Source organism: Micromonospora sp. RTGN7 (genome assembly GCF_033804645.1).
GTDB lineage: Bacteria > Actinomycetota > Actinomycetes > Mycobacteriales > Micromonosporaceae > Micromonospora.
In genome coordinates, this window is the sequence record NZ_JAPZLF010000006.1 from 101659 (window position 1) to 126367 (window position 24709).

The 24709-nt window shown below is 71.2% G+C and carries 23 protein-coding genes and 1 pseudogene; 14 read left to right on the forward strand and 10 right to left on the reverse strand.

What is annotated here, in order from left to right:
• The first annotated feature begins 223 nt into the window (after nucleotides 1–223).
• From SNR22_RS10860 to SNR22_RS10885, 6 genes are all read left to right on the forward strand, one after another.
• Complete coding sequence (locus tag SNR22_RS10860) at nucleotides 224–793, forward strand: Uma2 family endonuclease (protein ID WP_320066391.1); 570 nt, start codon at nucleotides 224–226, stop codon at nucleotides 791–793.
• Nucleotides 794–802: 9 nt separating this feature from the next.
• Nucleotides 803–2239 carry a TldD/PmbA family protein gene (locus SNR22_RS10865; protein WP_320066392.1) on the forward strand — a complete coding sequence of 479 codons (1437 nt, stop codon included), beginning with the start codon at nucleotides 803–805 and terminating at the stop codon, nucleotides 2237–2239.
• The gene (locus SNR22_RS10870) at nucleotides 2236–3693 is read left to right on the forward strand and encodes a TldD/PmbA family protein (RefSeq protein WP_320066393.1); all 1458 of its coding nucleotides are present in this window, start codon (nucleotides 2236–2238) and stop codon (nucleotides 3691–3693) included. The genes SNR22_RS10865 and SNR22_RS10870 overlap by 4 nt, the downstream gene beginning before the upstream one ends.
• Before the next feature lie 344 nt (nucleotides 3694–4037).
• Complete coding sequence (locus tag SNR22_RS10875) at nucleotides 4038–4844, forward strand: hypothetical protein (protein WP_320066394.1); 807 nt, start codon at nucleotides 4038–4040, stop codon at nucleotides 4842–4844.
• Between the two features lie 10 nt (nucleotides 4845–4854).
• A complete protein-coding gene (locus SNR22_RS10880; RefSeq protein ID WP_320066395.1) occupies nucleotides 4855–6786 on the forward strand; it encodes a fumarate reductase/succinate dehydrogenase flavoprotein subunit in 1932 nt (643 codons plus the stop codon).
• Nucleotides 6786–7850, forward strand: coding sequence for a succinate dehydrogenase/fumarate reductase iron-sulfur subunit (locus SNR22_RS10885; RefSeq protein WP_320066396.1), 1065 nt, complete (start codon nucleotides 6786–6788; stop codon nucleotides 7848–7850). The genes SNR22_RS10880 and SNR22_RS10885 overlap by 1 nt, the downstream gene beginning before the upstream one ends.
• Before the next feature lie 128 nt (nucleotides 7851–7978).
• Here SNR22_RS10885 and SNR22_RS10890 read toward each other — a convergent pair whose 3' ends face one another.
• Nucleotides 7979–8479, reverse strand: coding sequence for a (deoxy)nucleoside triphosphate pyrophosphohydrolase (locus SNR22_RS10890; protein ID WP_320066397.1), 501 nt, complete (start codon nucleotides 8477–8479; stop codon nucleotides 7979–7981).
• Nucleotides 8480–8663: 184 nt separating this feature from the next.
• Between SNR22_RS10890 and SNR22_RS10895 the strand changes: the two genes are divergently transcribed.
• The 3 genes from SNR22_RS10895 to SNR22_RS10905 all read left to right on the forward strand — a co-directional run bounded on the left by SNR22_RS10895 (nucleotide 8664) and on the right by SNR22_RS10905 (nucleotide 10208).
• On the forward strand, nucleotides 8664–8972 hold the full coding sequence (locus tag SNR22_RS10895; RefSeq protein ID WP_320066398.1) for a 4a-hydroxytetrahydrobiopterin dehydratase: 309 nt from the start codon (nucleotides 8664–8666) through the stop codon (nucleotides 8970–8972).
• 44 nt (nucleotides 8973–9016) lie between these two features.
• Nucleotides 9017–9379, forward strand: coding sequence for a PH domain-containing protein (locus SNR22_RS10900; RefSeq protein WP_320066399.1), 363 nt, complete (start codon nucleotides 9017–9019; stop codon nucleotides 9377–9379).
• A gap of 109 nt (nucleotides 9380–9488) precedes the next feature.
• Nucleotides 9489–10208: a vancomycin high temperature exclusion protein gene (locus tag SNR22_RS10905; RefSeq protein ID WP_320066400.1), complete on the forward strand. Its 720-nt coding sequence runs from the start codon at nucleotides 9489–9491 to the stop codon at nucleotides 10206–10208.
• Nucleotides 10209–10217: 9 nt separating this feature from the next.
• On the opposite strand, the gene SNR22_RS10910 is transcribed toward SNR22_RS10905, so the two are convergent.
• Nucleotides 10218–11111, reverse strand: coding sequence for an alpha/beta hydrolase (locus SNR22_RS10910; protein WP_320066401.1), 894 nt, complete (start codon nucleotides 11109–11111; stop codon nucleotides 10218–10220).
• Nucleotides 11112–11131: 20 nt separating this feature from the next.
• Nucleotides 11132–11758, reverse strand: a complete 627-nt coding sequence (locus tag SNR22_RS10915) for a histidine phosphatase family protein (protein WP_320066402.1) — start codon at nucleotides 11756–11758, stop codon at nucleotides 11132–11134.
• Between the two features lie 191 nt (nucleotides 11759–11949).
• Here SNR22_RS10915 and SNR22_RS10920 point away from each other — a divergent pair, with 191 nt between their 5' ends.
• Entirely contained in the window at nucleotides 11950–12513 is a 564-nt protein-coding gene (locus SNR22_RS10920; RefSeq protein ID WP_320066403.1) for a sugar O-acetyltransferase, read from the forward strand.
• Between the two features lie 144 nt (nucleotides 12514–12657).
• Here SNR22_RS10920 and SNR22_RS10925 read toward each other — a convergent pair whose 3' ends face one another.
• On the reverse strand, nucleotides 12658–12876 hold the full coding sequence (locus tag SNR22_RS10925) for a hypothetical protein (protein WP_320066404.1): 219 nt from the start codon (nucleotides 12874–12876) through the stop codon (nucleotides 12658–12660).
• 370 nt (nucleotides 12877–13246) lie between these two features.
• Here SNR22_RS10925 and SNR22_RS10930 point away from each other — a divergent pair, with 370 nt between their 5' ends.
• Nucleotides 13247–13696, forward strand: coding sequence for a hypothetical protein (locus tag SNR22_RS10930; protein ID WP_320066405.1), 450 nt, complete (start codon nucleotides 13247–13249; stop codon nucleotides 13694–13696).
• 147 nt (nucleotides 13697–13843) lie between these two features.
• On the opposite strand, the gene SNR22_RS10935 is transcribed toward SNR22_RS10930, so the two are convergent.
• The 4 genes and pseudogenes from SNR22_RS10935 to SNR22_RS10950 all read right to left on the reverse strand — a co-directional run.
• Entirely contained in the window at nucleotides 13844–14326 is a 483-nt protein-coding gene (locus SNR22_RS10935; RefSeq protein ID WP_320066406.1) for a hypothetical protein, read from the reverse strand.
• Between the two features lie 132 nt (nucleotides 14327–14458).
• Nucleotides 14459–15544, reverse strand: coding sequence for a redox-regulated ATPase YchF (ychF, locus tag SNR22_RS10940; RefSeq protein ID WP_320066407.1), 1086 nt, complete (start codon nucleotides 15542–15544; stop codon nucleotides 14459–14461).
• A gap of 92 nt (nucleotides 15545–15636) precedes the next feature.
• Nucleotides 15637–16383, reverse strand: a complete 747-nt coding sequence (locus SNR22_RS10945) for a peptidase E (RefSeq protein WP_320066408.1) — start codon at nucleotides 16381–16383, stop codon at nucleotides 15637–15639.
• 323 nt (nucleotides 16384–16706) lie between these two features.
• Nucleotides 16707–17117: pseudogene (locus SNR22_RS10950) on the reverse strand (hypothetical protein); the annotation flags it as partial.
• A 255-nt stretch (nucleotides 17118–17372) separates the two neighbouring features.
• Here SNR22_RS10950 and SNR22_RS10955 point away from each other — a divergent pair.
• The 3 genes from SNR22_RS10955 (at nucleotide 17373) to SNR22_RS10965 (ending at nucleotide 22180) form a co-directional block, all read left to right on the forward strand.
• Nucleotides 17373–18860, forward strand: coding sequence for a DNA-3-methyladenine glycosylase 2 family protein (locus SNR22_RS10955; protein WP_320066409.1), 1488 nt, complete (start codon nucleotides 17373–17375; stop codon nucleotides 18858–18860).
• Nucleotides 18857–19399: a methylated-DNA--[protein]-cysteine S-methyltransferase gene (locus SNR22_RS10960; RefSeq protein WP_320066410.1), complete on the forward strand. Its 543-nt coding sequence runs from the start codon at nucleotides 18857–18859 to the stop codon at nucleotides 19397–19399. Before SNR22_RS10955 ends, SNR22_RS10960 begins: the two co-directional genes overlap by 4 nt.
• Nucleotides 19400–20710: 1311 nt before the next feature.
• Nucleotides 20711–22180: a S1 family peptidase gene (locus SNR22_RS10965; protein ID WP_320066411.1), complete on the forward strand. Its 1470-nt coding sequence runs from the start codon at nucleotides 20711–20713 to the stop codon at nucleotides 22178–22180.
• 156 nt (nucleotides 22181–22336) lie between these two features.
• Here SNR22_RS10965 and SNR22_RS10970 read toward each other — a convergent pair whose 3' ends face one another.
• Entirely contained in the window at nucleotides 22337–24031 is a 1695-nt protein-coding gene (locus SNR22_RS10970; RefSeq protein WP_320066412.1) for a CotH kinase family protein, read from the reverse strand.
• Entirely contained in the window at nucleotides 24031–24708 is a 678-nt protein-coding gene (locus SNR22_RS10975) for a DUF4956 domain-containing protein (RefSeq protein WP_320066413.1), read from the reverse strand. Before SNR22_RS10975 ends, SNR22_RS10970 begins: the two co-directional genes overlap by 1 nt.
• Nucleotide 24709 lies beyond the last annotated feature (1 nt).

A 24709-nucleotide genomic window follows, 5' to 3' on the forward strand; every position in this document is an offset into this window, starting at 1 on the left:
GCGCCTCCCTCAGTGACGAAGAGAACCTACAACAGATCACTGAGGCTGAAAATAAGCTACAAATCCGGAGCTGTCAGGAGGGGTCAGCGTAACGACTCGGCATCTACCTCCGACACCCCTCACCTGGACATCGACGCGACGCACACCCCCTGCCGCACCTCGGGTGCGACCATGGTGGCGGCAACCGGGAGACGATCCGCGCCGGATCGAGGTGGAGGTGACCATGACCGCGGCAATGTTCGACCACGACGGCCCGTGGACCGAGGAGGAGTACCTCGCCCTCGGCGAGACGTCCCAACGGGTCGAACTGTTCGACGGGAGCCTTCACGTGACCCCAGCCCCCACCCCCCGGCACCAGCGGATCTCGCGCAAGCTGGGCAACATCCTCGAACCGGCCGCCGAGGCCGTCGGGCTGGAACTGCTGGAGGCGGTGAACGTCCGGCTCAGGCCCGGACGCGTCCCCATTCCCGATCTCGTCGTCACGAACCCGGTCGACCTCGACGATCCCAACGTGGAGGCGCACGAGGTCCGGCTGGTCTGCGAGATCATCTCGCCGAGCAACGCGGCCACCGACAAGGTTCTCAAGATGCACTACTACGCCGCCGCCGGGATCGACTGGTACCTGCTGATCGAGCAGGACACCGGCGCGCTGCGTCTGTACCACCGTCGGCACGCCCACTACGTGGAGCACGCGGCGGTCAAACGAGGCGAGGCGCTGGAGCTGACCGAGCCGGTCCGGGCGACGATCCGGCCGGAGGATCTCGTCCCCACGGATGTCGGTCCGGTCCCCTAGGGTCGGGCCATGACCGGATTCGACGCGGCGTCCGCGGCCGTGCAGGCCGCCCTGGACGCGGGGGCCCGGTACGCCGACGCCCGGGTGATGCACCGCCGATACGAGTCGATGTCGGCCCGCAACGGTGACATCGAGGAGCTGACCCAGGACGAGAGCCTCGGGCTGGGCGTACGGGCGCTGGTCGGGTCGAGTTGGGGCTTCCACGCCGTACCCGACCTCTCCGACGCCGCAGCCCGCGACGCCGGCCGGCGGGCCGCGCGGATCGCCGCCGCGAGCGCGCGCGTCCCCGGCCCGCCGATCGACCTGGTGCCGGCCGAACCGACCGTCGCGAGCTGGTCCTCGCAGTGCGAGGTGGACCCGCTCGGGGTGGCGTTGTCCGACAAGGGCGACCTGCTGGTCGGCGCGACCGCGACGATGGCCGCCCACGGCGCGGACGTGGCCGAGGGGCTCTACCAGGTCTGGGACACCACGAAGTGGTTCGTCTCCAGCGAGGGGCACCGCATCGACCAGCGCATCCGCGAGTGCGGGGGTGGCATCTCCGCCACCTCGATCGGCGACGGCGAAACCCAGCGCCGGTCCTACCCGAGCTACCGGGGCCAGTACGGCACCACCGGCTGGGAGCTGGTCACCTCCCTCGACCTGGCCGCGCACGCCGCCCGGATCGCCGAGGAGAGCCGGGCGCTGCTCACCGCCCCGCAGTGCCCGGCCGGCGAGACCGACCTGATCCTCGGCGGCGAGCAACTCGCGTTGCAGATCCACGAGTCGGTCGGGCACGCCATCGAGCTGGACCGCATCCTCGGCTGGGAGGCCGCCTTCGCCGGCACCTCCTGGCTGGACCTGGCCCAGCTCGGCTCGCTGCGCTACGGCTCCGAACTGATGAACGTCACCATCGACCCGACCATCCCCGGCGCGCTGGGCAGCTTCGGCTTCGACGACGAGGGCTCCCCGGCGGTGCAGCGGGACGCGGTACGCGAGGGCCGGTGGGTGGGAGTGCTCGCCGGCCGCGACTCGGCCGCCGTCGCCGGCCTGGACCACGGCGGCAGCGTACGGGCCGACGGCTGGGCCCGACTGCCGATGGTCCGGATGACCAACGTCGGCCTGGAACCCGGCCCGCACACCCTCGACGAGATCGTCGCGGCCACCGACGACGGGGTGCTGATGGACCTCAACCGCTCCTGGTCCATCGACGACAAACGGCTCAACTTCCAGTTCGGCTGCGAGGTCGGCTGGGAGGTGAAGCGGGGACGGCTAGGGCGGATGCTGCGCAACCCCACCTACACCGGCATCGGCCCGCTCTTCTGGCGCTCGATGGACATGCTCTCCTCCGAGACCGTCGCCTGGGGCACGCCGAACTGCGGCAAGGGCCAGCCCGGCCAGATCGGGCACACCGGCCACCCGTCCGCGCCGGCCCGGTTCCGCAACGTCCGAGTGGGGGTCCGCGCATGAGTCACGACGCGGAGCGGGACGCACTCGACGTCGCCGGCCGGGTGGTGGAGCTGGTCCGCCGGCTGGCCGGGCCGGCGGCCGAGGCCGAGGTGGTGGTCACCCGGTCCGACCTGGCGCTGACCCGGTTCGCCAACTCCTTCATCCACCAGAACGTCGCCGAGTCGGGTGTCGAGGTGCGGCTACGACTGCACGCGCGGGGCCGTACGGCCGCCGGCAGCGGCAGCGTGGTCACCCCGGACGGGCTGGCCGCACTGGTCGAGCGAACCCTCGCGGCGGCCCGGCTCTGCCCGCCCGACCCGGCCTGGCCGGGGCTCACCCCGCCCACACCGGCGCCCACCGCCCCGGACTGGGACGAGGCCACCGCCTTCGCCGAGCCGGCCGAGCGGGCCGAGCGGGTGCGCGCGTTCGTGGCCGCCGTGGGCGGGCTGGAGGCCGCCGGCTACTGCCGCACCGCCTACCGGGCGGCGGCGTTCGCCAACTCGGCCGGGCACTGCGCGCACGGGAGCGCCGCCGAGGCGGCGATGGACGGCATCGCGCGGGCCGGCGGCGCGGATGGCGTGGCCCGGCTCTGCGCCGACCGGCTCGCCGACCTCGACGGGGCGGCGCTGGGGGCCCGGGCCGCCGCAAAGGCCCGCGCCGCCGTGGACCCGGTCGAGTTGCCGCCGGGCCGGTACGAGGTGGTGCTGGAGCCGGCCGCCGTCGCCGACCTGCTGCACAACTTCGCGCTGTGGGGCTTCAACGGCAAGCGGCACACCGAGCGGCAGTCGTTCGTCGAGCCGGGCGCGGCCCAGTTCGACCCGGCGGTGATGCTGGTCGACGACCCACTGGCCGGCTCCGGATTGCCGTTCGACGCCGAGGGCACCGGCCGGCGGGCGCTGACCCTGGTCGACGCGGGTACCACGGTCGCCGTGGCGCACGACCGGCGCAGCGGCGCGGCGGCCGGCACGGCGTCCACCGGCCATGCGGCCCGGGGGGCGGCCACCTTCGGCCCGATGGTCGGCAACCTGCGGCTCGCCGGCACGGGCGGGCCACCGGCCATCGGCACTCGGGGCGGGGACGACAGCGCCCCGGCCGGCGGCACCGGGACGGAGCCCGGCGGGGCGGGGACGCCGGTCGGGGCGGTGCTCGACGCCGACTCCGCAGCCCTGGTCGCCGGGATGGAGCGCGGCCTGCTGGTCAGCGACCTCTGGTACACCCGGGTGCTGGACACGAAGAGCCTGGTGATCACCGGGCTGACCCGCAACGGGGTCTGGCTGGTGGAGGGCGGCGTGCCCGTCCGGGCGGTGCGAAACTTCCGCTTCACCGAGTCGTACCCGCGGGCGCTCGGGCCGGGCGCGGTGCTCGGGATCGGCAGCCGGCCGGTCCGGCAGCCGGACCGGGTCGTCGGCACCTGGTGGGACGCCCCGGCGCTGCGCCTAGCCGCCTGGAACTTCACCGGCGGCGCCTCCGGCTGAACCGCGCCACCTCCGGGTGAATCCTCGCCTCCTCCGGGTGAACGCCGGGTTGGCGGCGCGGCCCCCGGCCGGCAGCGGGTCGCGGATCACGTCGGACAGTGAGGTTCTTAACATCGGGCACCGAACGTGTTGCGGGGACTTTGCGCGGGCCCGGACACACGGGACACTCGCTTGCGCGGACGGCCAGCGAAGATCGGCGTAACGTGTGGCACTTAGCTGCGCCGGCACGCCCGGTGCGGTCGTTGGTGTGCGCGTGACGTGGCAGCGGGTAGCGGGTTCGCCGGTCCGCGTGCCCTATCGGAACAAAATGCCGCCCGTGAGGGCCCCTCAGGGAGACGACTCGAATGACATCAACGGCAACGAAGCCGCGGGGAGCGCGAGCACGCGCCGCCATAGCGGCGAAGACGTTGCGCACCGACCGCTGGTGGCTCGCCCCACTGATCACCGTCGTCGGGCTCAGCGCCTGGATCGCGTACGCCACGGTCCGGGTCTTCATGCACAAGTGGTACTGGGTCGATGATTTCCACTACCTGACCCCGTTCTACTCCCCCTGCGTCACCGAAGGGTGCCTGCCGGAGGCCGCGCACTTCGGGCGTTTCCTCCCCGACTGGTGGTTCATCCCGGACGCGGCGCTGACCCTGCCGTTCCTGCTGCTGTTCCGGCTCACCTGCTACTACTACCGCAAGGCGTACTACCGGTCGTTCTGGCTGTCGCCGCCGGCCTGTGCGGTCCCGGACGGGCACAAGACCTACTCCGGCGAGACCCGGTTCCCGCTGCTGGGCCAGAACCTGCACCGCTACTTCTTCTACGCCGCCACGGTCATCTCGCTGATCAACACCTGGGACGCGATCCTGGCCTTCCACTCGCCGAAGGGCTTCGGCTTCGGGCTGGGCAACATCGTCCTGCTGGTCAACGTGGTGATGCTCTGGGCGTACACGATTTCCTGCCACTCCTGCCGGCACATCATCGGCGGGCGGCTCAAGCACTTCTCGGCGCACCCGGTCCGGTACAAGGCGTGGACGTTCGTGTCCACGCTGAACGTCCGGCACATGCAGCTCGCCTGGATCACCCTTGGCACCCTGGCGCTGACCGACTTCTACGTCATGGCGGTCTCAGCCGGTTGGTTCAACGACCTGCGGTTCATCAACTAGAGGGCCTGACATGACCACCACGAATCGCATCGAACGACACCACTACGACGTCGTCGTGATCGGGGCCGGCGGCGCCGGCCTGCGCGCGGCGATCGAGGCGCGGCTCGCCGGCAAGAAGACCGCGATCATCTCGAAGTCGCTGTTCGGCAAGGCGCACACGGTGATGGCCGAGGGTGGCGCCGCCGCCGCCATGGGCAACGTGAACAGCCGGGACAACTGGCAGGTGCACTTCTGCGACACCATGCGCGGCGGCAAGTTCCTCAACAACTTCCGGATGGCCGAGCTGCACGCGAAGGAGTCGCCGCAGCGCGTCTGGGAGTTGGAGACGTACGGGGCGCTCTTCGACCGCACCTCCGACGGGAAGATCTCCCAGCGCAACTTCGGCGGCCACGAGTACCCGCGGCTGGCGCACGTCGGCGACCGGACCGGCCTGGAGCTGATCCGCACCCTCCAGCAGAAGATCGTCTCCCTCCAGCAGGAGGACAAGGCGGAACTCGGCTCGTACGACGCCCGGATCAAGGTGTTCGACGAGACCACCATCACCGAGTTGCTGCTCGATGGCGACAAGGTCGCCGGGGCGTTCGGCTACTACCGGGAGTCCGGCGAGTTCGTCCTCTTCGAGGCGCCCGCCGTGGTGCTGGCCACCGGCGGCGTCGGCCGGTCGTACAAGGTCACCTCGAACTCCTGGGAGTACACCGGGGACGGGCACGCGCTGGCGCTGCGCGCCGGGGCGACCCTGATCAACATGGAGTTCCTCCAGTTCCACCCCACCGGCATGGTCTGGCCGCCCTCGGTGAAGGGCATCCTGGTCACCGAGTCGGTGCGTGGCGACGGCGGCGTGCTGAAGAACTCCGACGGCAAGCGGTTCATGTTCGACTACGTCCCCGACGTCTTCCGCAAGCAGTACGCGGAGACCGAGGAGGAGGCGGACCGCTGGTACACCGACGCGGACAACAACCGGCGCCCGCCGGAGCTGCTGCCCCGCGACGAGGTCGCCCGCGCCATCAACAGCGAGGTCAAGGCCGGTCGGGGTACCCCCGCCGGCGGCGTCTACCTGGACATCGCCTCCCGGCGCTCGGCGGAGGAGATCCGCCGCCGCCTGCCGTCGATGTACCACCAGTTCAAGGAGCTGGCGGACGTCGACATCACGAAGGAGCCGATGGAGGTCGGCCCGACCTGTCACTACGTGATGGGCGGCGTGGAGGTGGACCCGGACTCGGGTGCCGCGTTCGGCACGGTGCGCGGGCTCTTCGCCGCCGGTGAGGTCTCCGGCGGCATGCACGGGTCCAACCGGTTGGGCGGCAACTCGCTCTCCGACCTGCTGGTCTTCGGCAAGCGGGCAGGCGGCCACGCGGCGTCGTACACCGATCAGCTGACCTCGCGCCCCAAGGTGGCGATCGGCCTGGTGGAGACCGCGGTGGAGACGGCGCTCGCGCCGTTGCAGCGCGACACCGGGGAGAGCCCCTACCAGCTCCAGCAGGATCTCCAGGTGGTGATGGGGGATCTGGTCGGCATCATCCGGCGGGAGGGCGAGCTGGCCGACGCGCTGGCCCGGCTGGCCGAGCTGCGCGAGCGGGTGGCGAAGGTCAGCGCGGTCGGCGGCCGGCGGTACAACCCCGGCTGGCACCTGGCGCTGGACCTGCGCAACATGCTGGTCGTCTCGGAGTGCACCGCCAAGGCGGCACTGGAGCGGCAGGAGTCACGCGGCGGGCACACCCGGGAGGACTTCCCGACGATGGACCCGATGTGGCGGCGGGTGAACCTGGTCTGCTCGCTGGCCGACGACGCCGTACGGCTGACCCACAAGCCGCTGCCGAAGATGCGGGCGGAGCTGATCGGCCTGTTCGACCGCGCGGAACTGGCCAAGTACCTGACCGACGAGGAGCTCGTGGACTTCGACGCCCTCGTCTCGGACGTCGACGCCGGGGAGGCGAGGAACTGATGGGCACCAAGCGTCACTTCAGGGTCTGGCGCGGCGACGATGGCGGCGGCGACCTGCAGGACTACCAGGTCGAGGTCAACGAGGGCGAGGTCGTCCTCGACATCATCCACCGGCTGCAGGCCACCGACGCGCCGGACCTGGCCTGCCGGTGGAACTGCAAGGCCGGCAAGTGTGGCTCCTGCTCGATGGAGATCAACGGGATGCCCAAGCTGGGCTGCATGACCCGGATGTCGACGTTCGAGGAGAACGAGACCGTCACGGTCACCCCGCTGCGCACCTTCCCGATCATCCGGGATCTGGTCACCGACGTCTCGTTCAACTACGAGAAGGCGCGGGAGACCCCGGCGTTCGCGCCGCCGGCCGGGCTGGCCCCGGGCGACTACCGGATGCAGCAGGTGGACGTCGAGCGCTCGCAGGAGTTCCGCAAGTGCATCGAGTGCTTCCTGTGCCAGAACACCTGCCACGTGATCCGGGACCACGAGGAGAACGAGCACGCCTTCGCCGGTCCCCGGTACTTCATCCGGGCCGCCGAGCTGGACATGCACCCGCTCGACACGAAGACCGACCGCAAGGAGTACGCGCAGGCGGAGCAGGGGCTCGGCTTCTGCAACATCACCAAGTGCTGCACCGAGGTCTGCCCCGAGCACATCAAGATCACGGATAACGGAATCATCCCTATGAAGGAACGGGTCGTCGACCGCAGGTACGATCCCCTGGTGTGGCTTGGTAGCAAGATCTTCCGGAGGGGTCAGGTGCCTCAGACCAGCGTGTCCAGCGCCTCGCACAGCGGCACCGTGCACTCCAGCGCCGCCCAGGGCGGGGTCCACTCGCACGCGGGTGGCTCGCACGACCCGCGCGCCGAGGTCCAGGCCCAGAAGGGCGTGAACTGGGACCGCGAGGTGCCGAGGCCGACCGCCCCGGCGGTGGACGACAACGGCAGGCTCCCCCTGACGGAGCTCACCTTCGACCGGGCCGCCGCCCCGTCGCCGTTCGGCGACGACGTGACGTTCCCGCTGCCCCCGGAGCACCTGAACTTCGCCCACCCGGAGCAGGACAAGCACTGACCCCAAGCACCACCCGGAGGGGGGGGGGGGGCGCCCCCCCCCCCCCCCCCCCCCCCCCCCCCGGGGGGGGGGAGCCGCCCCCCCCCCCCCCCCCCCCCCTCCCCACCCTTGCGGCGTTGATCATGGAGTTAACGGCAGTCTGGATCTCCAGGGCCGCCGTCAACGCCGGGGTCGGCGCGGGTCGGCGGGGGTTGGGGTGGGAGGAGGGGGCGGAGGGCGGCGACGATGGGGGCGTCGGCGGGGAGCCAGGTGACGGTGTCGAGTTCGGCGGCGGAGAGCCAGCGCAGGGCGGAGTGCTCCAGGGCCTGCGGCCGGTCGCCGTGCAGCAGGCGGGCGGCGTACACCTTGAGCACCGAGCGGCCGTGGGCCATCCGCACGTTGCGGCCGACCCGGTCACCGACGGCCACGCGTACACCCAGTTCCTCGGCGCACTCGCGGGCCAGCGCGGCGGTCTCGCTCTCCCCCGGTTCTACCTTGCCGCCCGGGAACTCCCACATCCCGGCGACCTCGGGCGGGGCCGACCGGGCGCAGGCGAGCACCCGCCCGCCCTCGATGATCGCGGCGCCGACGATCACCTTCGGGTCTCGTCGCTCGCCCTGTCCGCTTTCGCTAGCCCGTTCGGTCCGCACGGGCGTCCAGAGTGCCAGATCAATCGGCGGTTTGGGTACCGTGACCGTCCGCTAGGGCAGTAGAAGTAGGAAGTGTGGGCGTGGACACACCCGCAGGCCGGGAGACAGACTTGAGGGCGCCGACAAGACACGGGACGGCGACGATTTGGCCACAAGCCGGCAACGACGCCTGGGAGGTGCGGTGATGCGTGCACTGTTCAAGGGACGGGCGAAGGACGACTACCTGAGCGACGCGCTGACCCTGCTCACCGGGTGGACCCGGGAGGGCGAGCAGATCCGGCGCACGTTGGTGATCGACGACACCCAGCACGCCGCGCTCACCGAGCGGGTCAAGGTGGTCGCCGACGCCCTGCGCCTGCGCCCCGAGATCAACCGCCGAGACGACCGGACCCAGATCCGGGTCGGACACTGCGACGGCGAGCCGCTCACCGAGGGTGAGGTTCTGCTGGCCGCCCGCATCGAGGACGCGTACCGGGCCGTCACGGCCGACTGACCTCGAACACCGGGGCATTGGCGCGACCGACCTACCGTGGACGCATGGCCAACGCGACGTACGACCGCAAGGAGCAGTTCCAGCAGATCCAGAGCGGCCTCCTCGACAGGGAGCAGATCATCGCCGTCTACGACGCCGTCGGCACCGGGACCGGGTTCATCGGCCTCACCGACCGGCGCGTGATCATCCAGGACCGGTCCTTCGTCGGCAAGCGGTTCGCGATCACCAGCATCCCGTACTCGAAGATCACCAGCGTGAGCGTGGTGAGCAACAAGTCGTGGGGCGGGTCGTTCTTCTCCACCGGCTCGATCGCGATCCACGTCGGCACACACACGTACGAGGTCGAGTTCCGCGGCGCGGAGAAGAGCCACCACGTGCACAACGTGATCCTGCACTACATCTCCTGACGGTCGCTCGCGGCGCGGGCAGACCCCCTAGGGCTGACCGGGCGCGCACCCCGCACATGTTTCACGGCAGGCAAGATCAGTTGTTGGGCGGCCCTGGGATACTTGCCCCATGCGGGGTCGACTTTCCAATCTGTTCCGACGGCTGCGCCCGGCCGGCGGCCGGCGTACGCGCTGGCTGCTCCGTGCCGTCGTCGCGGCCGTCATCGGCGCGGCGCTGCTGACCGGCGGCACCGTCGCCAGCGTGCAGTGGATCCGCGGTGGCGCCGACGGGCACATCTTCGCCGAACAGGACGTCCCCGAGGCGCCGGTCGCCCTGGTGCTGGGCACCAAGGTGCACCCCGACGGGACCCCGTCACCGTTCCTCAGCGCCCGCCTGGAGATCGCGCAACGACTGCTCGCCACCGGCAAGGTACGTGCCATCCTGCTCTCCGGCGACAACATGAACCCGGACTACGACGAGCCGACCGCGATGCGCCGCTGGCTGCTCGATCAGGGCGTGCCACCGGAGAAGGTGGTGCTGGACTACGCGGGCTTCGACACGTACGACTCGTGTGCCCGCGCGAAGCGCATCTTCGGGGTGGAGCGGGCGACGGTGGTGACCCAGTCCTTCCACCTGCCCCGCGCCGTGGCAGTGTGCCGGCGGCTCGGCGTCGACGCCAGCGGGGTGGGTGACGAGACGGCCCGGCGGTACGACCGGACGTGGCGGGTCAGCTCCACCCGGGAGTACGGCGCCTGTGTGAAGGCCGCCGTCGACCTGCTCTCCGGCCGCGATCCCGCCCACCTCGGCCCCCGGGAGACCGGCGTCCAGGACGCGCTTTCCCGCGCGTGACCCAGGCAGCTAACCGGCGGGCAGCAGGGCGTCGAGCCAGCTCAGCATCGTGGCGGTGTACTGCGGGCTGATGCTGCCGAGGTCCTCGCCACCGTGCAGGGTCGGATAGTGGTCGCAGCCGTCCAGCCGGCAGACGGTAGGCGCGGTGGCGGCTCCGGCGGTGGCCCGCCGCCAGGCGGCGACGCTGGCGTCGATCGGGACCCACCCGTCGGTCGTACCGTAGAACAACAGCACCGGGCAGGTCACCCGGGCGAAGACCGGAACCGGGTCGAAGTCCATGTCCCGCCAGGCTCCCGGCTCGTCGGGCAGCTCGCGCGGCAGGTAGACCAGCGGGAACCAGGGGCGCTCGGCGGCCCGAGCGACGGCGGCCTGCGCCGTGGCCCGGTCGAGGTCGCCCCGGTAGTACGCCTCCACCGTGGCCCGCAGCCGGCCCAGCTCGGCCCGGTCGGCGTCGCCGTAGCCGTGCAGGCGGAGTTGCTCGGCGGTGCCGTAGCGCATCTGGGCGGCGGGGCTGACCCCACTGGAGGAGACGAGCACGAGGAAGGCGGCCAGCTCGGGGTGGAGCGCGGCGGTCAGCGGTGCCGCCCAGGCGCCCTGGCTCAGCCCCCACAGCCCGACCGGCACGTCGCCGACGTGTCGGCGCAGGACAGCGATGGCCGCGGCCGCGTCGGCGGCCTGGTCGGCCAGGGGGACGCCATGGCCGTCCACCCGGGGTCGGCGGTCGAAGCGCAGCACCGCGATCCCCGCGCCGGGCAGCAGCCGGGCCAGGTGCTCGTAGCAGAAGTACGATCGGTGCCCGGCCTGCGCGGCGTGCAGCACCACCACCCCGCCCCGGACCGGGCCGACCGGCAGGTCCAACGTGGCCGGCAACCGCAGACCGTCGGCATCGAGTTCAAGCTCCACGCCGCCACCTGCCCAAGGCGTCAGGAGACGTCACTGAAGCGGCGCAGGGTCCAGCGGGGCGGTGGCCAACCCGTGGGGTCGCCGTCGGTGTTCCACTCGGTGATCGAGGCCAGGGCCACCTCCATGTCGAACCCCCGGAAGAGCGGCTGAGCGGCAAGGGCGTGGAAAGAGCCTTCGACCGTCTCGGTGTGGCCGACCAGCACGACGTTGCCGCCCCGGTGCCGGTACGCGATGTCCATGATCGCCCGGCTGACCCGTACGACCAGCTCCGCCCAGGTCTCGTTGCCCTCCTCGAACGGCCGGAAGATCCCGCCGCCGTCCGTCGCGCGCTCGCTGTGGAACCGGGCCGTGGGCAGCCCGTCGGCGTACGGCGGGGTGTGCCAGGCGCACAGCCCACAGTCCGCCACCGGGCTGACGCCCAGCGCCGAGGCGATCGGCCAGGCGGTCTCGACCGCCCGGCGCAGCACGGAGGAGTAGACGGCCACGGGGCCGGAGACCGCGAGTTCGTCGGCGAGCCGCCCGGCTAGGCGGTGTGCCTGCTGGTGGCCCGTTTCGGTCAGTCCCCGGCAGCCATGCGGGCCACCCACGACCCCCTCGACCTGGTGCACCGACTCACCATGCCGAACGAAGAGCAGCCGAGTTCGCATGACGCCATCATGCAGCGCGTTGGCTGACCTGTCGATCAACCCCCGGACGGGCCCGCCGGAATCGCGGCGATACGCGGACCGCAGTGCTACCGCTGAAGGGCGACTGACAGGAGTGATCCCGTACCCGGCCGGTCGCCTCCCGACATCACGCTGAGCGTTTGGCTGAGCTTACGATGTGCCAGAATCGCCGCGTGCGCCACGAGCAACGCATGCCGACACGGACGCCCGAGTCCCGAGCCTTCGCGGAGCGCGTACAGCTGGTCATGGACCTGACCTCGCGCCTCAACGCGCTGCCGTTCGACGACCTCGACGGGCGTAGGACGGTGCTCACCGAAATCTTCGGTCGACCGATCCCCGACTCGCTGTCCATACTGCCCCCGTTCTATTGCGACTACGGGCTCGGCGCGTCGTTCGGGGAACGGGTCTTCATCAATCAGGGGTGCTTTTTCCTCGACTACGGGGGCATCACCATCGGCGACCGCGTCATGATCGGTCCCCGAGTGACGCTGAGCACTGCCGGGCACCCCGTCGAGCCCGACGAACGGTACGACTTCATCACGCACTCGCCCATCGTCATCGAGGATGATGTGTGGATCGGCGCCGCGGCCACGGTCACCCCTGGAGTGACGATCGGCCGGGGTTCGGTCGTCGGCGCGGGCGCCATCGTCGCGAAGGATGTGCCGCCGCTGAGTGTGGTGACAGCGACAAGCCTCGTCGAGCGCAAGCGGCTGAAGTCAGCGCCTACCGCGACCTGAGACCTGCTCCTTGAGTTCGGCGCTGTGTCTGACTCCGACATGGCCACGAAGAAGTACGGCGCGGGTCGCGGTTGAGGTGATCCCGGTGCGGCTGGGCGCTGCCACCTTGCACGATGACGCGGTGACCGGTCTTGACAGTGAGCCTCAGGATTCCCGGGTGCCCTCGGGTTCCACGCCGCCGGCTCGCAAGATCCGCCGGACCTGTTCGCGGCCGTAGCCGGTGACCCGGGCGATTTCGCCTACGCGCCGACCATCCCGGTACCCCGTCACGATCGCGGCGGCCAGCCGCTCGCGCACCTTCGGCACGTCGGCACGGGCCGAGGCGACTTCAGCGAGCCCGTCCTGTACCCGCTGGAGTGCCACTCGGTACTCCTCCGAGGCTGCCTCAAGGTCGCCCTCCACGTGGCCACTCTGGCATGCGCACCGCGTCACACTTGCAAGCATACAAAGGCGGCCACCTTTACGATGTCGCGCTCGGTGGCCGTGATGACCTGCGGCACGTAGTCAGCCACGAGATGCCTCCAGGCCGCTCAACCCTTACTCCTAGACGTTGAAGCGGAACTAAGAGCCCTGATCTCCTGACCAGCACAACCAGCAGCCGACACCTGTTCAGGAGGCGTCTCGGGCTGTCATCGCTACTCGCTGGTTGACGACGTTTCACGCTGTCTTGTGCCCCAGGTGTGCCCCAGCGTGCTGGCGGGGTAGCTGTCGACCATGCACGTACCCTGCGGTGGTGAAGGCCCCCGTATGGAGCGCCCTGGCCGCATGGGTCGCGCTCGTAATCAGCGTTGCGAATCTGTGGTACAGCGTCGTCCGCGTGTGGTGGCGCGAGAGGAAGGCCAGCCCGGCGGCTCGCCTTGATCTATTCGACTATCACAACAATTCTGGCTGGCACGAGGAGGTACGAGTCGTCGTCACGAACCACGGCCCGGCGGACATGAAGGAGGTCGAAGTGCAACTTTTCGATGTCGACGGAACATCGCTGGAACTCGGAGACCCCGCCGTCTCGGCCCTTTGGCCCAAAATGCCCCTCGGCTGGCTGCACCCGGAGGAGTCTCTCTACTTGACGCTCAACCGAAGTCTCGACACGCGCGACCCGAGAGCAGCACTCATCCGTTGGGAGGACGGCCGCCGCTCTCAACAGTCTCGCTGGATCTGGCTTTCCTATCACCGGGTTACGTGACCCCCAGGCAGCCAACACGGGGCTCTGGCCTGCCGTTTCATGGGCGTTGAACTGCTGGAAGCGTCCATCAGTATCCCTGCTCGTCCGCTGGCGTCCGTCCCGATCGTCACCCAATTAGTCACCCGGGCGAGTTGCAGGATCCGTGCATCAATCGTCCTCGGTGACTGTGAAGGGCGCGTAGCCCTCCCTCACCTCCGTCACGTCAAGGTCGCTGAAGATGAGAGTGATGGCGTGAGCGTTCATATTGAAGCGGACCTCGTGAAAGGGAATGCCGATCTTCTCAGCCCACGACCGGGCACGCTCGGAGTCTGCCACCACCTCCGCACCTGGGTAGAGCGGCTGCCAGCGCACTGCCCACACGAAGCCGTCTAGGTCCGGACCGATCTCCCGGTCGGTCAGTCGCTCGTCGAGCGAGCAACGCCAGGTATCGGGACTCACCGCCGTCTGCACCTCGGCTGCGACGCAGTACTTGAAGAGGTAGCGGAGGTGGACGGGTGGGATGCCGGTATGCGGGTCTGCGGTGACATAGACGACGACTTCGTAATCGCGGATGTAGTCGGTGTACCCGTGATGCACCATCGCGCCGTCGAAGATGTCATCCAACGCCTGGCTGAGCTGCGCGATCTCCATGCCCCGTTCTACCACCCGCCGGAACACTGTCCTGGCGGGGACGGTCGAGCACTGTCAGCTTGGGAATCGGGTTGAGTCAGGGCCTGCCCTGAATCCGGCCCGTTCCGGCAGGTCAGCGGTTGGAACGTCGCACTAGACGTTGAAGCGGAACTCCACGACGTCGCCGTCCTTCATGACGTACTCCTTGCCCTCGATGCGGACCTTGCCCGCCGCCTTCGCCGCCGCCATCGATCCGGCCGCGACCAGGTCGTCGAAGGAGACCACCTCGGCCTTGATGAAGCCGCGCTGGAAGTCGGAGTGGATGACCCCCGCGGCCTCCGGGGCGGTCGCCCCGACCGGGACGGTCCAGGCCCGCGACTCCTTCGGCCCCGCCGTCAGGTACGTCTGGAGCCCGAGCGTGCGGAAGCCGATCCGGACGAGCTGGTCGAGGCCGGGCTCGGACTGCCCGATCGACTCCAGCAGCTCGCGGGCCTCCTCCTCGGGAAGGTCCACCAGCTCGGACTCGATCTTGGCGTCCATGAAGACAGCCTCGGCGGGAGCGACCAGGGCGCGCAGCTCGTCGAGGAACGCCTCATTGGCCAGTTCGGCCTCGTCGACGTTGAAGACGTACAGGAAGGGTTTGGTGGTGAGCAGGTGCAGCTCGCGCAGGTGCTCAAGATCGATCTTGGCGGCGGCGGCCCCCGAGTACAGCGTGGTGCCACCGTCGAGGACCTCGACGGCCTGCTTCGCGGCGGCCACGGCGGCGGCCCGATCCTTGCGGAGCTTGGCCTCCTTCTCCAGCCGGGGCAGCGCCTTGTCCAGAGTCTGGAGGTCGGCCAGGATCAGCTCGGTGTTGATCGTCTCGATGTCGTCGGCCGGGGAGATCTTGCCGTCGACGTGCACCACGTTCGGGTCGGAGAACGCCCGCACCACCTGGCAGATCGCCGAGGCTTCCCGAATGTTGGCGAGGAACGCGTTGCCCCGGCCCTGCCCCTTCGAGGCGCCTCGGACCAGGCCGGCGATGTCGACGAACGACACCGGCGCTGGTAGCACCTTCTGCGAGGAGAAGATCTCGGCCAGCTTGGGCAGCCGATCGTCCGGCAGCCCGACCACGCCGACGTTGGGCTCGATCGTGGCGAACGGGTAGTTCGCCGCGAGCACGTCGTTCTTGGTCAGCGCATTGAACAGGGTGCTCTTGCCGACGTTGGGCAGGCCGACGATGCCGATGGTGAGACTCACGACCAGCCAGCCTACGCCGGTCCCCTCCGACGCCGGGCAGGCAGCCCCGCCGGAGGCGCCCGGCGGCCGGGCGGTCAGCCCCGGGCGGGGCGTCAGGCGGGCCGGGCGGTCAGCAGCCGGGGCTCGATCCGGATCTCCCGTACGCCGCCGTCAGCACCCCGGCCTACCTCGTACGCCGCAACGCCCTCGCGGTCGGCGACCGCCTCGACCAGGCGGGTGCCCCGGTAGACCAGCCCGACCCCGTCGTCGGTGCAGTGGCTGGTCGGCAGCGTGCCGTCGGCGACCAGCGCGTGCATCAGCGGTCGCCGCTGGTCCTCGCTGTCGTAGTGCACCCCGTTGCCGTACGGCAACCAGCCCAGGCCGTCGGTGAAGCCGCGCAGCCGAGGGCCGAAGCTGTCGGTCGCGCCGCCCAGGTGCCAACAGATCGAGCCGGCGGAGACCCCGGCGAGCACCACCCCGGCCTGCCAGCACTCATGCAGGATCTCGTCGAGGCCGTGCACCCGCCACACCGCGCACAGGTTGGCCACGCTGCCGCCGCCGACCCAGATCACGTCCTGGGCGAGCAGGTGGGCCCGGATGTCGTCGACGTTCGGCATCGGGAAGAGCGCCAGGTGCGACGCCCGGAACCGGGTGCCGGCGAAGGCACCGTAGACGGCGCTGATCGAGGCGGCCGGGTCGCCGACGGCCTGGCCGAGGTAGCACAGTCGGGGCTCGGGGCCGGCCTGGGCCAGCTCGGCGGCAAGCTCGAAGACCGGGCCGGGGCGCAGGTCGTACGAGCCGCGGCGACGGCTGACGAAGCCCATGCTGGTGGCGATGATGGTCGGCTCGCTGGCGGGCACGGCGGTCCTTTCCTCGGTGGTCCTACGGTCGGTGCGGAATCCGGGCCCCGTGCTCGCGCGCTGAGCCCGCTGACCACCGCCGCGCTCGGCCCCGCTCATCCTGCCAGCAGGCGGCGCTCACCGGTGCCAGGCCCGGCGGCCTCCCGCTCGGCGGCAGCGGCCCGCCCGACGGCCTCCCGTCCCACGACCGCCTCCCGTCCCGCGACCGCCTCCCGTCCCACGACCGCCTCCCGTCCCGCGACCGCCTCCCGCCCGGCGGGGCCGGGGCGCTCCCCCGCCGGCAACTCCCGCCCGGTGGCCCCGGACAACTCGTGGGTGGCGAACTCCCGGCGGGCCGTCGGCGGCAGCTCTCGGGCCGCTGCGGCCGGCAGCGTGAACCGGTACCCGGCGGAGGGGCCGGCCGCCACGGACTCGCCGAACATCCAGCGCACCTCGTCGACCGTCCAGCCCAGCCCGGAGCGGCCGGCGATCTCCCGGATCAGGCGCCGCCCCACCCGGGTGTCGTCGTCGTAGAAGCGCATGCACCAGTGGTGCGCCCACATGCCGAGGGCGCGCAGGCCGGCGGCGTCGAGTGACACGGCGAGCCGGCCACAGGCCGTGTCCCGCAACGCCCGCCCCGGGTCATCAGCCCGGTCCCGCTCCATCGCCCCGTACGCCGCCGGGGCGACCGCCCGCATCCGGTCGTAGAAGCCCTGCACCACCGTGCGGTCGACCCGCGCCCGCCCCGATCGCATCAGCGGACACCCCACCCGGCCACGCTCACCATCGCCGCACCCTTCTTGAGTTGGTGCCGGGGACCGTACCGGCGCCGACCGACACTTTCCGCCCGGGTTTCCGTTTCCCGACGGGGCAGGCCGGGCGAGCCGGAGCGCCCGCGGCGGAGGACGGCGGGCGGCGGGCGGGAGAAGCGGGCCGATCCGTCCGCCCGTCCACGGTGAGGTCCGATTTCCGCGAGCCGACGGGCCGACCGGCGGGGCAGTATCGGTGCCGTGGACTTGGACTTCGAGCGGTGCTACCGGGCTGTGGACAGCCGTGACCAGCGGTTCGACGGCTGGTTCTTCACCGGGGTGACGTCGACCGGGATCTACTGCCGGCCGTCCTGCCCCGCGATGACGCCGAAGCGGTGCAACGTCCGGTTCTTCCCGTCGGCCGCCGCCGCGCAGGGGGCCGGCCTGCGGGCCTGCCGCCGCTGCCGCCCGGACGTCGCACCCGGCTCGCCCCAGTGGGACGTCCGGGCGGACGTGGTGGGCCGGGCGATGCGGCTGATCGCCGACGGGGTGGTCGACCGCGACGGCGTGCCAGGGCTGGCCGCCCGGCTCGGTTACACCGAACGCCACCTGCACCGGATGCTCCGCGACGAGTTGGGCGCCGGGCCGCTGGCCCTGGCCCGGGCACAGCGCGCGCAGACGGCCCGGATCCTGATCGAGACGACCGGGCTCGGGATGGCCGAGATCGCGTTCGCGGCCGGGTTCGGCAGCGTCCGGCAGTTCAACGACACGGTCCGCGAGGTGTACGCCGCCGCCCCGTCCGAGCTGCGCAACACCCCCGGGCGGCGGCCGGCTGCGGCCGGGGCGGGCACGATCGCGCTGCGGCTGGCGTACCGGCCGCCATTGCACGCGGCGGCGCTGCTGGACTTCCTCGCGTTGCGGGCGTTGCCCGGGGTGGAGGAGGTGCGCGACGGGACGTACCGCCGGGGGTTGCGGCTGCCGCACGGCGCGGCGGAGGTGGCGCTGACGCCGGTCGACGGGCATGTGACGGCGACGCTGCGGCTGGCCGACATGCGCGACCTGGCCCCGGCGGTGGCGCGCTGCCGCCGGCTGCTCGACCTCGACGCCGACCCGACCGCCGTCGACGGCACGCTCGCCGCCGATCCCGCCCTCGCCGCGCTGGTGGCGGCGGAGCCCGGGGTACGCCTCCCGCGCGCCGTGGACGGCTTCGAGATGCTGATCCGGGCCATAGTCGGCCAGCAGGTCTCACTAGCCTCGGCCCGCACCACCCTCACCCACCTCCAACCCCCCGACCCCAACCTTGTTGATCATGGAGTTGGCGGTCCTGCCCCCGGCGTGTCGCAGCGTCAACCCCATGATCACGGCGGGGGGCTGCGGGGGTTTGTGGACGCGGAGGGGGTGTTGCGGGTGGGGGATGGGGGGTTTCGGATGCCGGTGGGGCGGCGGGAGACCATTCGGGCGGTGGCGCGGGGCGTGGTCGACGGATCGCTCGACCTTGAGCCGGGCGGTGATCGGGAGGAGACCGTGCGGCGGCTGCTCGCGGTGCCCGGAATCGGCGCGTGGACGGCCGGATACGTGGCGATGCGCGCCCTCGGCGACCCCGACGTGTTCCTCCCCACCGACCTGGCCGTCCGGCGCGGCGCCGCCGCCCTCGGCCTCCCCGCCGACCCGAGAACCCTCGACGCGTACGCGCAACGCTGGCGCCCCTGGCGCTCGTATGCGGTGATCAGACTATGGAGAGCAGCATGAACGTCACCCTCGACTGCGTGGTCGTCGACACCCCCACCGGCCCGCTGAGCGTCCTGGCCGGCCCCGACGGTGCGGTCCGGGCGGCCGGCTTCACCGCCGACCCGCAGACGCTGCTGCCGCTGATGCACCCGGGGCTGCGTGGCCCGCTCCGGCAGCGGCCCGACCTCGGCCCGGTCACCACGGCGGTCGCCGCGTACCTCGGCGGGGAGTTGACCGCGATCGACACGGTGCCGGTGGAGCAGCACACGGATGGCGCTTTCATGGCGCACGCGTGGGAGGTGCTGCGCGCGGTGGAGCCCGGCCGACCGGTGACGTACACCGCCTACGCCGGGCTGGCCGGTCGGCCGGCGGCGGTCCGCGCCGCGGCGGCGGCCTGCGCGCGCAACGCCGCCGCGCTCTTCGTCCCGTGCCACCGGGTGTTGCGCACCGACGGCAACCTCGGCGGCTACCGCTGGGGGTTGGACGTGAAGCGCTGGCTGCTCGCCCACGAAGCGGACCCGGGAACGGGCGCCGGGACCGGGGCGGCGGTACGGCGCTGACTCTCGGCCTCCCTGAACATGGTCGACCTGCGCGCCTGGGAGGGGCAGTCCGGATCATCGCCCCGTTCGTCGATCCGCTGCGCGGCATCGGCGTGGTCCGGGCAGACCTGCCCCGCCTGGCAACTAGCGGGTCTTCGCAGCCGACGACGCCTGCCAGCGGATCAGACCGCACGAGTTTTTGCCAGGATGAGGGCGATTTTTCCGCGGCATGGCCACGGTGGAATCGAGTTCCCCCGGGCGATCATTGCAGCTCAACTGAGCTTTCGATCACACTTCGGAGTCCTGAAGGGACGATCCACCACTCCATGTGGTCGGTTCACTACGCTGGCAGCGTTGCGCGAGGTCACTGCTGGCGACATAGGCTGTACCCGACCCAGAGCGGGGCCGCATCCGATCTGTCATCTGTCGGAACAGCACCGTAAGCTATGGGTCGGTCACCAGAAGTTGATCACTTGGTTGGTCCTCGCACCGAGCGCGCGGGGGCGAGAGAACATCCGAGTGAGAGGAATCAGGTGGCAGCACCAAAACGCCGACGGAAACGTCGGCACCCCGGGAAGTCAACCCGCCGTGACACCTGTCGGTGCCGGAGGGACGGGGGGCGACTGGCCGCGTTCGCGCGGCTCGCCGCTCCCCTCGTGGCGGTTTACACCATCACGAGGCAACTGGTGTCCGACCTCATCAGCGGACAGCGGTGACCCGGCGAAACCAGACGTGGGGGGGGGGGGGGGGGGGGGGGGGGGGGCGGGGGGGGGGGCGGGGGGGGGGGGGGGGGGGGGGGGGGGGGCGGGGGTGGGGGGGGGGGGGGGGGGGGGGGGGGGGCCCGCGGCGCCCCCCCCCCCCCCCCCCCCCCCCCCCCCCCCCCCCCCCCACGACATCAGGTAAGAGGCGCGGGTCTGACACCCGGGGTTGCACCCCCATCACGGTGGAGGGCCCGCGCCGCCTTTTGTGGCGTCTCACACTTCTTGCCGTGAAACGACTCGCCGAGTTTTACACAGCCGCTGACAGATGTGAACCCTTCAACGGTGTGGCGTCGCTTCCAACCGTACGCGCATCCTGGGCCGTGACCAGCAAAAACGAAACAACCGCCCTAACGGGCGATGACTGACCCAGCCCAAGAGATCGATGCTGGTGAGGCCCTGTCGCTCGGTTCACTTTTTGCCCTCGGGTAGAACTTCCACGTCGCACGGCCTCCCGGCAGGCACTTTTCGGCTCGCTCACGCAAAACGTCCACAGGGGATCCCTGCGCGTGGCGCGACGTGCCTAGAATCACCGGTCAATCGGGCACCACCGACCACACGGGGAGGACACGGGGTGCGTACACGACGCATGATCATTTTGGGGGTCGCCGCCGTCTGCGCGGTCGCGACGACCACCTACGGGCTGACGCCGGCCACCGCCGGGGCCACCACGGCCAAGCCGGCCGACGCCGGATCGGCGGTGCGGGTGCCCGCCGGGCGACCCGCCGCCAAGGTTGCCGCCGCCGCGCCGGCCTCCGTCGCCTACCTGCGCGACCGCTACGGAATCTCCGCGACCGAGGCGGCCCGGCGGCTCGCCCTCCAGGAGCTCTCCACGCCGCTGGCCGCCACGCTCGCCAACGGCCTTCCGGGCGAGTACGGCGGGATGTGGCTCGACCAGGCGGCCGGCGGATTGCTCACCGTCGCCGCCACCCGCCCCGAATCAGTACGGGCGGCCGTCGCCGCCGTGCCGGACGCCACGCACGTCCGGGTGGTGCCGGTGCGGCACTCGCTGCGACAGCTCACCGCCTCGGCGACCCGGATCGCCAAGGCGCTGGGTGTGGCCGTCGGCACCGACGTCGTGGTGGACCAGACTGCCAACGAGGTCGTGGTGCTCACCGGGGGCGAGGTCGCCGCGGGCGACCGGCGGCTGCCGGTGGCGCTGCGCGACGCCGGGGTGTCCGCCCGGTCCCGGGCCCGGGTGACGCGGCCGTCGGTGCCGAAGGCGTGCGACCCGCGCAGCTGCGTCCAGGCGCCGATGCGCGGCGGGATCCGGCTCGACATCCCGCGCGACGATGGCACCGTCGGCGGCTGCACCACCGGCTTCAACGTGCAGGACCGGTACGGGGTCCCGTACGTGCTGACCGCCGGGCACTGCGTGGTCGGCGGCCGGCACACCCGGATCGACGACACCTGGCACCAGTTCCTCGGGCCGAAGATTCCGGTGACGGTCGAGTCCGGCAACGCCGCGCTGGCCGAGAACGCCTACCCGAACGACTACGCCGTGATGCCGTACCAGGTGGGGGCGTTGCGGCAGTGGGGATACCCGACGACGGCCACCACCCGGCCGAGCCTGGTCAACTACTGGTGTGTCGCCGACAACCCGCGCTGCACGACCGGCCAGGACGTGGCGGTCACCGGGTACGTGCCGTGGAGCGGCATCCAGACCGGCTGGGTGGTCTGCGCGACGGGCTCGGCGTACACGCCGACGGCCGGCGAGACCTACGTGGACTCCGGCGCGGGCGCGGGCTACCTGCCCGGCACCCGGTGCGGGCAGGTCACCGGCAAGAGCGCCGGCGGGATCGACGTGCGGATCTGTGCCCGGCCGGGGGACAGCGGCGGGCCGCTGTTCACCGAGTCCGACGGGAAGGCGCTGGGCATCCTGTCCAACGGCGACCCCGGACAGGGCCCCTGCACCAACCCCGACGAGCAGAACAAGTACGCCCCGGTGTCGACCATCCTCGACCGGGTCAACGCCCGCGCCAACGGCCGCCTCGGGCTCCGACTGGCCCTCACCGGCCCGGTCTTCGGCCCGATCAAGCGCTGAGCGAGGATCGCCCGCCGGGTCGTACGACACGCAAAGCGCCCGCCCCGATCGGGGCGGGCGCTTCGTCGTCCGAGCGGCAGCCGGGGGACGTTCGGCAAACTCGATCTGCTGCCGCGGGCAGGGCCGGTGTGGGGCACACCGCCCCGCCCGTCGGGTTCAGCCGCGGGTGATCACCTCGTTGCCCTTGAGGCTCTCGGTCCGCTGCTGGACGAGGGTGCGCAGCCGGGCGGCGTCGGAGTCGACCGCCGCCGCGTCCACCCCGTCCACCGTCTTCAGGACCACGGTGATCGCGTCGAGCGACCCGGTTGCCCGCCCGCTGGCGTAGACCTGCTGAAAGAGCTCGCGGTACGCGTTCTCGTAGATCCCCTTGAACGCGGTGCTGGCGAGGAAGCGCTCCTTGAGCTTGTGGCCCCCCATCATCCCGCCGGGACGGCCACGCGCGGCGTTCCCGCCCTCCTGCTCGGTGGCCCCGCCGCCAGGCGGCTGCATGCCCTCGGGAGGCTGCACGCCGCTGGGAGGCTGCATGCCCTCGGGGAGCTGAGCGCCTCCGGGAGGCTGAGCGCCCGTGGGCGTCCGTGTCCGGCCCTGCATACCGAGGCCGCCGCTGTCGTGCGGGCCCTGTGCCACGTTGCCGCTGAAAGTGAGGTTGTGGTCCCAGCTGATCACGCTGAACTTCTTTGTCCCCAGGTCGTACCAGAGGTAGTAGTTCTTCCCCGGGCCGGCCATGTCGTCGAAGTTGAGCAGCAGGTTCTGGAGTGCGACGTAGCGGGCGAACGACTCGACGTCGACCCGGTCGGCGAGCTGCGCGGCGAACTCCTCGTCGCTCGCGGTGTTCACCCACCTGATCAGGTTGATCACGGGTTGCAGGTCCTGGCTGCCCTGCATGGTGATCTGCTTGAAGTCGTCCTGGTAGTCGGTCTGGTCATCGCCCTGATCGGTGAAGCTGCTGCTGGCCAGGGCCTTGTAGAGCACACCGGAGCCGTCCATCTGGTCGGCGAAGTGCTCGTCCGGGTGCTCGACCAGCAGCCGGGCCTTGGTCGGCCGGTCGTTGACCGTGAACGAGGAGTACGCGTACCGCTGGGCCGGCTCGCCGGTGTCGTCCATCAGGGACAGCGACAACGCCTCGTTCAGCACGGTGGAGCCGCCGCCCATGCCGGACACCCGGACGGCCACCTCGCGGTGCCCCTGGTACCGACGGCCGTCGACGAACTCGTCGAAGCTGATCAACCAGGGCAGCGTCTCCGGTTCCTCGGCCTTCAGGCTGGTGCGGGCCATTCCCCCGCCGGGAGCCCCACCCCCGCCCTGCTGCTGGCCGTCCTGCTGCTGGCCCGCGCCGGGAGCGCCGCCCGCCTGGCGCCGGGCCTCACCGGCACCGACCTCACCACCCGGGGCGCCGCCACCCGGGGCACCACCACCAGTGCGCGGCTTGCTCTCGCCCTTCCAGGTCAGCGAGCCCAGCGTCGAGTTGCCCTTGAGCCGGATACCGACGCTGGGGACGGTGCTGCCGTCGACGGTCAGGTCCGCCTCGACGTACTCCTTCTCCCCCTCCTTCCAGTAGGTGTCGAGCATCCGCCCGTAGTCCGCGTCCCGGAAGGTCAGCTTGATCGAGTGGGCGGTGGTCGCGTCGAAGAGGTCCGTCGTGCCGGCGATGTCCACCGTCGCCGCCTTCGCCGCGGTGTCGCCGGCGCTGGTGACATACGGTCGGATCCGCTCGGCGCCCAGCGCCAGGGTCAGGACGGCGACGAACGCCGCGCAACTGATCAGCAGCTTCCAGTTCTGCCGTACCCGCACCGGCAGGCGGCGCCGCAGGCCGCGGGGCAGCGCGGACCGGGCGCGTAGCGGCTCGGCCATCACAGGTCCGTCTGGTCGTAGCCGGTCAGCACCGTCACCCGCTGGCCGGAGGTCCGCTCGCTGAGCGCCGCGATCAGGTCGCCCGGCTCGCTGCCCTTCTTGAGCCGCACGGTGTACATCAGCTCGGTGAGCGCACCGGCCCGGATCGACTCCAGGCTGACCAGCTCGAACTCGCTGGTGAAGCGGACCAGCACGTCCTGGATGTCGGCGGTGTGGTTGCCGCCGGCCGGGAGCTGGACCTTGACCACCTGCCGCTGCACGTTCAGGGCGAACCAGTTGAACCGGTACATCACCATGATGATCAGGCTGATCGCGACGGCGGCGACGATGGCCAGGGTGTAGAACCGGGTGCCGCAGGCCATGCCGACGCCCATCACCAGGAAGATGAAGCCGACGTCGCGGGTCTCTTTGATCGCGTTGCGGAACCGCACCACCGACAGCGCGCCGACCAGGGCGAACGCGCGGGCGATGTTGGAGCCCACCACCAACATGATCAGAGAGATCAGCATGCCCAGGATGATCAGCGTCTGGACGTAGGACTGGCTGTACGACACGTTGCGGTGGGAGGCCCGGTAGACCCACCCGATCATGGCGCTCAGCAGGAAGGACAGCGACAACGTGAGCGCGACGTCGCCGACGCTGAAGGTGCCGGACAGGTCCTGGAACGTGATGTCCATC

Coding starts and splice junctions, on each gene's coding strand:
- SNR22_RS10860 (WP_320066391.1), top strand. CDS start 224: ATGACCGCGGCAATGTTCGACCACGACGGCCCGTGGACCGAGGAGGAG.
- SNR22_RS10865 (WP_320066392.1), top strand. CDS start 803: ATGACCGGATTCGACGCGGCGTCCGCGGCCGTGCAGGCCGCCCTGGAC.
- SNR22_RS10870 (WP_320066393.1), top strand. CDS start 2,236: ATGAGTCACGACGCGGAGCGGGACGCACTCGACGTCGCCGGCCGGGTG.
- SNR22_RS10875 (WP_320066394.1), top strand. CDS start 4,038: ATGACATCAACGGCAACGAAGCCGCGGGGAGCGCGAGCACGCGCCGCC.
- SNR22_RS10880 (WP_320066395.1), top strand. CDS start 4,855: ATGACCACCACGAATCGCATCGAACGACACCACTACGACGTCGTCGTG.
- SNR22_RS10885 (WP_320066396.1), top strand. CDS start 6,786: ATGGGCACCAAGCGTCACTTCAGGGTCTGGCGCGGCGACGATGGCGGC.
- SNR22_RS10895 (WP_320066398.1), top strand. CDS start 8,664: ATGCGTGCACTGTTCAAGGGACGGGCGAAGGACGACTACCTGAGCGAC.
- SNR22_RS10900 (WP_320066399.1), top strand. CDS start 9,017: ATGGCCAACGCGACGTACGACCGCAAGGAGCAGTTCCAGCAGATCCAG.
- SNR22_RS10905 (WP_320066400.1), top strand. CDS start 9,489: ATGCGGGGTCGACTTTCCAATCTGTTCCGACGGCTGCGCCCGGCCGGC.
- SNR22_RS10915 (WP_320066402.1), bottom strand. CDS start 11,758: ATGCGAACTCGGCTGCTCTTCGTTCGGCATGGTGAGTCGGTGCACCAG.
- SNR22_RS10935 (WP_320066406.1), bottom strand. CDS start 14,326: ATGGAGATCGCGCAGCTCAGCCAGGCGTTGGATGACATCTTCGACGGC.
- SNR22_RS10960 (WP_320066410.1), top strand. CDS start 18,857: ATGAACGTCACCCTCGACTGCGTGGTCGTCGACACCCCCACCGGCCCG.
- SNR22_RS10970 (WP_320066412.1), bottom strand. CDS start 24,031: ATGGCCGAGCCGCTACGCGCCCGGTCCGCGCTGCCCCGCGGCCTGCGG.
- SNR22_RS10975 (WP_320066413.1), bottom strand. CDS start 24,708: ATGGACATCACGTTCCAGGACCTGTCCGGCACCTTCAGCGTCGGCGAC.